Below are 1,250 nucleotides of genomic sequence, written 5' to 3'. Positions count from 1 at the left end.
CCGGCGGCCCGCGGCTGCTGCTCGCCGACGAGCCGACCACCGCCCTGGACGCCACCACGCAGGCCGAGGTCATCTCCATCCTGACCCGGCTCCAGGCCGAGCGCGGCACCGGGATGCTGTTCGTGACGCACGACCTGGACCTCGCCGCCGCCGTCTGCGACCGCGTCTACGTCATGTACGCGGGACGGATCGTGGAGGAGCAGACCACGAGGGGCCTGTTCGCGCGTCCCCGCCATCCCTACACCGCCGGGCTGCTCGCCGCGACGCCCCGGCTGGATTCGAGCGAGCCGCCGCGCGGCGTCCCGGGCCGTCCGGTGTCGCTCGCCGAGGACCCCGAGGGCTGCGCCTTCGCCGCCCGCTGCCGCTTCGCCGCGCCCGAGTGCGCCGCCGAGCGGCCCCCGCTTCGCCTGGTGGACGGCGTCTCCGTCGCCTGCCTCCGCGCCGAGGAGCCGGCACATGACTGAGCAGCACGCCCTGGAGGTCGAGGGACTGCGCAAGACGTTCGGCGACCACACCGCCGTGGACGGCGTGTCGTTCACCGTCCCGCCCGGCGGGAGCCTGGCGGTCGTCGGCGAGTCCGGCTCGGGGAAGACCACGACCGCCCGGATGCTGGCCGGGCTGGAACGCCCGTCCGCCGGGCGCGTCCTGGTGTGCGGGACCGACCGCACGTCCCCGCCGCGCGGCCGGACGGCCCGGCTCGCCCGCGCCCGCGACGTCCAGATGGTCTTCCAGGACCCGTACCTGTCGCTCGACCCGCGCGTGACCGTCGCCGACGCCGTGGAGGAGCCGCTCCGGCTGCACTTCGGCCTGGACCGGGCGGGACGGCGCACGCGCCGTGAAGAACTGCTCGACCGGGTCGGGCTCGGCGAGCGGGAGGCCGCCGCGCTCCCCCGGCGGCTGTCGGGCGGGCAGCGGCAGCGCGTCGCGCTGGCCCGCGCGCTCGCCGTCGAGCCGAAGGTGCTGGTGCTGGACGAGGCGACGTCCGCGCTGGACGTGTCCATCCAAGCCCAGATCGTCGAGCTGCTGCGGGAGCTGCGGGCCACGCTCGGGGTCGCGTTCGTGTTCGTCAGCCATGACCTGTCGCTGGTCCGGCACGTCGCCGACGACGTGCTCGTCCTGCGCCGCGGACGGGCCGTCGAGGCGGGACGGGCCGCCGCCGTCCTCGCCGCGCCCGAGCACCCCTACACCCGGCTGCTGCTCGACTCGGTGCCCCGGCGCGGCTGGGACCCGGCGCGGATCGCCGCCGACCG

General features: G+C 76.6%; 2 protein-coding genes. Both read left to right on the top strand.

Annotated elements, in window-relative coordinates:
- On the top strand, positions 1–464 hold a 464-nt coding region (locus AB0J52_RS41305; protein WP_500188726.1), incomplete at its 5' end, for an oligopeptide/dipeptide ABC transporter ATP-binding protein.
- Positions 457–1,250, top strand: a 794-nt coding sequence (locus tag AB0J52_RS41300) for an ABC transporter ATP-binding protein (protein WP_500188725.1), incomplete at its 3' end; no start/stop codon positions are given. The genes AB0J52_RS41305 and AB0J52_RS41300, both read left to right, overlap by 8 nt.

Source organism: Spirillospora sp. NPDC049652, from assembly GCF_040675125.1.
Taxonomy (GTDB): Bacteria; Actinomycetota; Actinomycetes; order Streptosporangiales; family Streptosporangiaceae; genus Spirillospora.
The sequence above is the reverse complement of the archived record's forward strand: the minus strand, read 5'-3'. Positions and strand labels throughout refer to the sequence as shown.